The sequence below is a fragment of the Gordonia terrae genome (genome assembly GCF_051789125.1).
GTDB classification, from domain to species: Bacteria; Actinomycetota; Actinomycetes; order Mycobacteriales; family Mycobacteriaceae; genus Gordonia; species Gordonia terrae_A.
In genome coordinates, this window is sequence record NZ_CP196526.1 from 2,942,696 (window position 1) to 2,951,071 (window position 8,376).

An 8,376-nucleotide genomic window follows, 5' to 3' on the forward strand; every position below is an offset into this window, starting at 1 on the left:
CCCTGAATCGCCGCTTCCGGCGACACCAGTTCGGCTAGCCGACCGACGCCACGGCCTGCTCGACGTCGACGATCTCGGCGAGGAACTTTCCGGTGTGACTGCCCGGCGTCGCGGCGATGTCCTCGGGGACGCCCTCGGCGACCACGGTCCCGCCACCGGCGCCACCCTCCGGCCCCATGTCGATGACCCAGTCTGCAGTCTTAATGACGTCGAGATTGTGCTCGATCACGATCACCGTGTTGCCCTTGTCGACGAGCCCGTTGATCACCGCGAGAAGCTTCTTGATGTCCTCGAAGTGCAGACCGGTGGTCGGCTCGTCGAGGATGTAGACGGTGCGGCCCATCGATCGTTTCTGGAGTTCGGCGGCCAGCTTCACGCGCTGCGCTTCGCCACCCGACAGTGTCGGGGCCGGCTGGCCGAGCCGCACGTACCCGAGACCGACGTCGACAAGCGTCTTGAGGTACCGGTGGATCGAGGTGACCGGCTCGAAGAAGTCGGCGGCCTCTTCGATGGGCATGTCGAGCACCTCGGAGATGGTCTTGCCCTTGTAGTGGACTTCCAGGGTCTCGCGGTTGTAGCGCGCCCCGTGACAGACCTCGCACGGGACGTAGACGTCCGGCAGGAAGTTCATCTCGATCTTGACGGTGCCCTCGCCGGTGCAGGCCTCGCAGCGACCGCCCTTGACGTTGAACGAGAACCGGCCCGGTTGGTAGCCGCGGACCTTGGCCTCGGTGGTCGCCGCGAACAGGGTGCGGATCTTGTCGAAGACGCCCGTGTAGGTGGCCGGGTTGGACCGCGGGGTCCGGCCGATGGGTGACTGGTCGACCTGCACGAGCTTGTCGAGGTTGTCCAGACCCTTGATGCGCGTGTGCCGGCCGGGCACCTGGCGCGCCCCGTTGAGCTTGTTGGCGAGCACCGTGGCCAGGATGTCGTTGACGAGCGTCGACTTACCCGAGCCCGAGACACCGGTGACGGCGGTCATGACGCCGAGCGGGAACGACACGTCGATGCCGCGCAGGTTGTGCTCCCGCGCACCGACCACGGTCAGCTGACGCTTGCGGTCGATCGGCCGGCGGATCTCCGGCACCGGCAGCGTGTCCCGGCCCGCGAGGTAGGCACCGGTCAGCGACTTCCGGTTCTTCAGCAGATCCTTGTAGCTGCCGCTGTGCACGACGTGTCCGCCGTGCTCACCCGCGCGGGGCCCGATGTCGACGATCCAGTCGGCCGCGCGGATCGTGTCCTCGTCGTGTTCGACGACGATCAGCGTGTTGCCGAGATCACGCAAGCGGGTCAACGTGTCGATGAGGCGCCGATTGTCCCGCTGATGCAGACCGATCGACGGCTCGTCGAGGACGTAGAGCACGCCTGCGAGGCCCGAACCGATCTGGGTCGCGAGACGGATGCGCTGGGCCTCACCACCCGACAGCGAGCCGGCGGCGCGTTCCAGTGACAGATATTCGAGGCCGACGTCGAGCAGGAAGCGAATCCGTGCCTGGACCTCTTTCAACACACGACCGGCGATCGCCGCCTGCCGTGCGTCGAGCGTCAGCTGATCGAGGAAGTCGGCACAGTCGGCCACCGACAGCGCACACACCTCGGCGATCGACTTCGGGCCGTACTCCGGATGGTCCAGGGTCACCGCGAGGATCTCCGGACGCAGGCGCGCGCCCTGGCAGGCCGGGCACGGGACGTCGCGCATGTACCCCTCGTACCGTTCCTTCATCTGCTCGGACTCGGTCTGGTCCATCCGGCGCGCGAGGAACGAGAGGACACCCTCGAACTCGGTGTAGTACGAGCGGGTGCGCCCGTACCGGTTGCGGAACTTGACGTGCACCTGGTGGTCGCTGCCGTTGAGCAGGGCGCGGCGCGCCTTGATGGGCAGCTTCTTCCAGGGTGTGTTGATGTCGAACTTCATCTGATCGGCCAGACCCGACATCAGGCGCAGGAAGTAGTCGGCGTTGTGACCGGTCGACCACGGCGCGATGGCGCCGTCGGCCAGCGACATCTCCGGGTCGGGCACGACGAGTTCCTCGTCGACCTCTTTGCGGACACCGAGACCGTCGCATTCGGGGCAGGCACCGTAGGGCGAGTTGAACGAGAAGGACCGGGGCTCGAGGTCGTCGATCGCGATCGGATGGGCGTTCGGACACGCCATCCGCTCGGAGAACCGACGCTCCCGCTCCGGGTCGTCTTCTTCCAGATCCACGAAGTCGAGCACGATGATGCCATCGGCCAGACGCAACCCGGTCTCCACCGAGTCGGTCAGCCTCTGCTTGGCGCTGTTCTTGACCACCAGGCGGTCGACGACCACCTCGATGTCGTGCTTCTCCTGCTTCTTGAGCTTGGGCGGATCGGCCAGCGAGTGGACGACGCCGTCGATCCGAGCGCGGGAGAAACCCTGTGTCTGGAGCTCGGCGAAGAGGTCGACGAACTCCCCCTTGCGGGTCCGGACCACGGGCGCGAGAACCTGGAAGCGGGTGCCCTCATCCATCGTGAGGACCTGATCGACGATCTGCTGGGGGGTCTGCTTGGCGATCGGCTCACCACAGATCGGACAGTGCGCCTTGCCGGCGCGCGCGTACAGGAGACGGAGATAGTCGTAGACCTCGGTGATCGTGCCGACCGTCGACCGCGGGTTGCGGTTGGTCGACTTCTGGTCGATCGACACCGCCGGCGATAGCCCCTCGATGAAGTCCACGTCCGGCTTGTCCATCTGTCCGAGGAACTGCCGCGCATACGCGGACAGCGACTCGACGTAGCGTCGTTGACCTTCCGCGAAGATCGTGTCGAATGCGAGCGACGACTTGCCCGAACCCGACAGCCCGGTGAACACGATGAGGCTGTCCCGGGGCAGGTCGACATCGATGCCGCGCAGATTGTGTTCGCGGGCACCTCGGACGATCAGACGATCAACCACTACAGTCCTTACATTCTCGAGTCACAGGGCGCACACGTGGCGCACGGGCAGAGTACCGACGGCCCCTGACAAAAATCACCACCGACGACGTTCACCACCGACCGGAACCGCCCGGCACCGTCGCCCAGAGAGATTCGTGGCCCGACCATCGGACGATCGGTCTCGCCGTCCGGGCTCGTTGTCCACTGGCTTCACATCGTCGAACCGATAGTCCACGATACGCGTGCCTTGACCGGTAACGATGGTCGCGACCGTCACATTCCGCCATGTCGTTGTCATAGCCTGGCGGCATGACCTCAGCAGCGACACCGATCAGCGACAACTACACCGGCGATCTGTCCGAGTCGAAAACCCCCCAGCGTCGGACGCTCTCCTCGGCGACCATCGTGAAACTGTCCGTCGGGCCCATGGACAACAACGTCTACGTGGTCACATCGCGTGCGACCGGTGACCAGTTGATCATCGACGCCGCGAACGACGCCGACACCATCACGGGCGTCCTGGCCGCCGTCGAGGGAACGCCGGCTCTCATCTTCACCACTCATCAGCACTTCGACCATTGGCAGGCACTGGCAGCGATCGCCGAGCACACCGGGGTGCCGACCGCGGCCGGTCGCCTGGATGCCGGCGAGCTGCCGGTGTCGCCGGACCGGCTCGTCGACGACGGCGACACCATCGAGGTCGGAGACCTCCGATTCGAGGCGATCCATCTCGTCGGGCACACCCCCGGTTCGATCGCACTCGCACTGACCGACGTCGGAGGTGACGAGGGAGCCGGAACGGTGCACCTGTTCACCGGGGACTGTCTGTTCCCCGGCGGCATCGGCAAGACCTGGAAACCGGAGGACTTCGACACCCTCCTCGACGACGTGTCCACGAAGATCTTCGACCGTTTCGACGACTCGACGGTCGTCTACCCGGGTCACGGCAAGGACACGACCCTCGGCGCCGAGCGCGCGTCGCTGCCGGAGTGGCGCGAACGACGGTGGTGAGTGCCCGGCACCGGACCGGCGCCACGGCCACGTTCGGTGGCGTGCACGACACCGGGGTTTGACGAGGACCGTTGGGGGATACCTCACTCCCCAGATCCTCGACGAATCGTGGTCCGAGCCGGGCCGTTGTCTGCGAACAGATCATGACGAGTCGATTCACCTGCACGTTCGCCGCGGGCGGGTAGCGTTGATCGAGCAGTAAAACGCGCTTCACCGACGGATCTCGAATGAAACTCGACTGAAGAAGGTTGTGAACGATGATTCTCCGCCGTATAGCCCGTCCGCTTCTCGCCACGGCATTCGTTGCCAGTGGCGTGGAGGCAATCCGGAGCCCCAAGCCGATCGCGCAGTCCGCAGAGCCGGTGGTGGACAAGGCCCGGTCGTCGCTTCCCCCCGAGGTGGCCGGGCGAATCCCGGAGAACACCGAGACCCTGGTCCAGATCAACGCCGCCGCACAGATCGGTGGCGGCATCCTGCTGGCGACGGGCAAGTTCCCGCGCCTCGCATCGGTGGTCCTGGCCGGAACCCTGATCCCCACCACCGCGGCCGGAACCGACTTCTGGAACGAGGCCGACCCGGCCCGCAAGGAGGCGCAGCGGGACGCGTTCATCAAGAACGTCGGCCTCCTCGGCGGCGTCCTCCTGGCCGCGGTCGACACCGAGGGCAAGCCGTCACTGGCCTGGCGTGGCAAGCGGAAGGCATCGGCCGTTGCCGCCGCGCTCCCGATCGGAGCCGCGGCCGGGTCGTCGGCGTGGGACACCATCGTCGAACGAACCCACGATGGAGCCGAGGTGGTCGGTGAACGCGGCGCCGAGGCGGGCGAGCTGCTGAGCAAGGGGGCTCACCTGGTCTCCGAACGGTCCGCCGACGCCGCGGCGAAGTTCCGTGAGCACGCCCCCGACCTCGCCGAGGCCGCACAGAAGCGCTCGCTCGAGTTGGCGGAGAAGGCCGCCGACACGGCTTCCGATGTCGCCGACCGCATCCGCGATCGCGCGCCGGTACTGGCCGATGCCGCCGTCGGGCGTTCGGCGGAGCTGGCCGAGACCGCCCGCAAGCGCGGTCCGAAGCTGGCCAAGCAGGCGCAGAAGCGCGCCGAGAAGGCCCAGAAGAAGGCTGCGAAGAAGGCGCCGAAGATCGCCGACGCGGCTCTCGGCCGTGCCACCGACCTCGCCGACACCGCGCGCAAGCGCGGTCCGCAGTTCGCCGACGCCGCCAGGGACCGTTCGGCTGATCTGGCCGACGTCGCGCGCGCACGATCGGCCGAGCTGGCCGAGTCGGCACGTCAGCTCGCTGCCGCCGCCGAGGAGTCGGCCGCGGACAGCCGCAAGCGTCTGCGCAAGGCACGCCGCTGACCCCTCGGGACGTTCTCGCGCACCATCGCGGGATGCGAGTACACCGCTGAACAGGACCCACCTCACGACCGCGGACGCGGCGCACCCACCGGAGGACTATCCGTGGGTGCCCGCGTCCGTCGTGGTCAGCAGCTCCGTCGCAGCAGACGAGGAACCACCGGACCGGTCGCGCCTCGTGATCGCGGTCGGATCCAATGCAGCCGCCTCGGTGTTGCGCAGCAAGTTCGCGACTCTCGGGGACGTGCCGGTCCCGCGACTGCACCCGGTCAGCGTCACCAACGTCACAGTGGGTCATTCCGCTCACATCGCCCGCCGCGGATACGTGCCCGCCGCACCCGTTTTCGCAGGTCAGCACCTACTCACCACGGCGGCTGCGTGGCTCGGTCCCGACCACGTCGGCGCTCTCGACGCCACTGAACCCAACTACGATCGACAGACAGTGAACACGCACGACCATCCCCTGCTGCCCGCCCTGGCGGACGAATTCGACATCTATGTATCCCGTCGCGGAGTTCTCGCGGACCCGGGCACCGGCGAGATCCTCACCTTCGGGTCGCAGACGCGCGTCCACAAGTGGCTGGGCGCACAGCTCGACGACCCGATGTTCTCCGGCCCGCCCGCACTGGTCTGCGCACGGCTGGCCGCCGACCCCGCGGCGGTCACCGCACGCATCCGCGCGGCCGGGCTCGTGCGCGACCCGGTGTCGGGAGATCGCACGGGGCTCGGAGGTGGCGCGTGAGCACCCTCTCCCCCGACGCCGACGCCGACGCGCGCATCGACGAGGAGCAACGGCACCTCGACCGCGTGTACGGCAGGCTCGACCGGATGCGCCAGACCACGCGTCGTCGGTTGTCGTCGACGCTGAGCGAACGCGGCGGCACCCCTCAGGCCCGATCCGAACGCGAGTCCTATGAACGGATGTACAACGAGGACCTCGCCAAATTCGATGCCGCCGAACACAATCTGTACTTCGGGAGGCTGGATCTCGACGACGGTGAGGTCCGGCGAATCGGCCGTATCGGCGTACTCGACGACGGCTTCGGCGCCGACGGCGCACTCGACGACACCGCGACCGACGCGACCCTGCTGCTCGACTGGCGAGCTCCGCTGGCCCGCCCCTTCTACCTCGCGACGCCGGCCGCCCCCGAGGACGTCGCGCGGCGTCGTCACGTCCGTACCCGTAGCCGCAAGGTGCGTGGTGTCAGCGACGAGTACCTGACGTCGGGCGACGCCCTCCTCGATGATTTCGGTCATGGCGACGTCGTCAACGAGTCTGCGCTCGTCGCCGCGCTCAACGCGGCGCGCACCGGCGAGATGACCGACATCGTGGAGACGATCCAGCGCGAGCAGGATCTGATCATCCGCTCGACCCATCGGGGTGTGACCGTCATCCAGGGCGGCCCGGGCACCGGCAAGACCGCCGTCGCCTTGCACCGTGCCGCCTACCTGCTCTACACCCACCGCGAGATCCTCTCTCGGAGCGGCATTCTCATCATCGGGCCCAACGACGACTTCCTGAACTACATCGGTCAGGTGTTGCCCTCGCTCGGCGAGTCCGGCGTCTTGCTGTCCACCATCGGCGACCTATTCCCCGGTGTGCGGGCGGGCGTCGAGGATCCACGTGCCACCACCGCGGTGAAGGGCGGCCTGCGAATGGTCGATGCCCTCAAACGGGCGGTCCGCGCGCAGCAGTCCCTGCCGTCACGGCCCGAGACCGTGGACTTCGACAGCTACCAGGTCGAGATCGACTCGGCGCTGATCAAGACCGCGCGCGCCAAGGCGCGTGCCACTCGCCGGGCCCACAATCTGTCGCAGAACACCTTCCTGAAAGCGGGCCTCGCCGAACTCGCGGCACGCCACGCATCGACGATCGGGTCGAGTCTGCTCGACGGATCGCAGCTGCTCAGTCCGGCCGACATCTCCGACATCCGTGACGACATGAGCCGCGATCCGGACATCCGGGCCGCGCTGTTGCAGTTCTGGCCGACCCTCACCCCGCAGGACATGTTGCGTGACCTGCTGTCCGACGAACGCGCGATCCGCAAGGCCACGCCCGGGTGGTCGGATGTCGACCGCGACGCCCTGCTCCGGTCACCGCGCCCCCGGTCGGCCACGGGTGAGGACTTCTCCCCCGCCGATGTGCCGCTGCTCGACGAGCTGGCCGAGCTGATCGGTTACGGCACCGACGAGGCCGAGCGCGCCGAGCGTGCGCGTTGGCGACGACAGCTCGCCGAGGCGCAGGACGCTCTCGACATCCTGACCGGTTCCGCCCCACAGGACCTCGAGGACGAGCTCGATCCCGAGATCCTGATGGCGTACGACCTCATCGATGCCGAACAGCTCGCATCGCGCCAGACAGAGACCCGTCGGGCCACGACCGCCGAGCGGGCTTACGGTGATCGCACATGGACGTATGGGCATGTCATCGTCGACGAGGCCCAGGAGTTGTCGGCGATGGCGTGGCGAATGGTCATGCGGCGCATCCCGAATCGGTGGATGACCATCATCGGCGACACCGCCCAGACGTCCGACGAGGCGGGAACCCGCTCGTGGGCCGACGTTCTCGAGCCCTATGTCGCCAAGCGCTGGCAGTTCAAGGAACTCTCGGTCAATTATCGGACCCCGAGCGAGATCATGGAGTACGCAGCACGTGTGCTCGAGGAGATCGGCAACGGCGAGAAGGCACCGACATCATTGCGCAGCAACGGGATCGAACCCGTGGCGATCGCCGCGCACCCGACTCCGGATGACGCCGGCATCGTCGACGGCGTGTTGCGCGCGGTCGCGCTGGCCGAGCCGCAGGGTCTGACGGCGGTCATCGTGCCCGATGACCTCCTCGGCGCGGTGCAAGGCGCGGTGGAGTCGGACCGATTCGACGCGGAGGCGCGGCCCGAGGAACCGTCGAAGGTGTACACGGTCCGGAGCTGCAAGGGACTCGAGTTCGACACCACGATCGTCGTGGAGCCGACCGCGATCGTCGAGCAATCACCACGGGGTCTCAGCGACCTGTATGTTGCGTTGACCCGCGCCACGCAACGGCTCGTCGTGGTCCACCGGGACGCGCTGCCCGCCGCGCTGGCCGACCTCCCGCAGTACTGATCCGAGCCGGCTGGGT

At 67.5% G+C, this 8,376-nt stretch carries 5 protein-coding genes; 4 read left to right on the forward strand and 1 reads right to left on the reverse strand.

Annotated features, from left to right (window positions below; genetic code table 11):
• Nucleotides 1-34: 34 nt before the first annotated feature.
• Nucleotides 35-2,917 carry an excinuclease ABC subunit UvrA gene (uvrA, locus tag ACSUZC_RS13440; protein ID WP_439029037.1) on the reverse strand — a complete coding sequence of 961 codons (2,883 nt, stop codon included), beginning with the start codon at nucleotides 2,915-2,917 and terminating at the stop codon, nucleotides 35-37.
• Nucleotides 2,918-3,207: 290 nt separating this feature from the next.
• Here uvrA and ACSUZC_RS13445 point away from each other — a divergent pair, with 290 nt between their 5' ends.
• The 4 genes from ACSUZC_RS13445 (at nucleotide 3,208) to ACSUZC_RS13460 (ending at nucleotide 8,360) form a co-directional block, all read left to right on the forward strand.
• Nucleotides 3,208-3,909, forward strand: coding sequence for an MBL fold metallo-hydrolase (locus ACSUZC_RS13445; RefSeq protein WP_439029038.1), 702 nt, complete (start codon nucleotides 3,208-3,210; stop codon nucleotides 3,907-3,909).
• Between the two features lie 257 nt (nucleotides 3,910-4,166).
• Nucleotides 4,167-5,261, forward strand: coding sequence for a DoxX family protein (locus ACSUZC_RS13450; protein ID WP_439029039.1), 1,095 nt, complete (start codon nucleotides 4,167-4,169; stop codon nucleotides 5,259-5,261).
• Nucleotides 5,262-5,367: 106 nt separating this feature from the next.
• Nucleotides 5,368-6,000, forward strand: coding sequence for a hypothetical protein (locus ACSUZC_RS13455; RefSeq protein WP_439029040.1), 633 nt, complete (start codon nucleotides 5,368-5,370; stop codon nucleotides 5,998-6,000).
• Nucleotides 5,997-8,360 carry a HelD family protein gene (locus ACSUZC_RS13460; protein ID WP_439029041.1) on the forward strand — a complete coding sequence of 788 codons (2,364 nt, stop codon included), beginning with the start codon at nucleotides 5,997-5,999 and terminating at the stop codon, nucleotides 8,358-8,360. The genes ACSUZC_RS13455 and ACSUZC_RS13460 overlap by 4 nt, the downstream gene beginning before the upstream one ends.
• Nucleotides 8,361-8,376 lie beyond the last annotated feature (16 nt).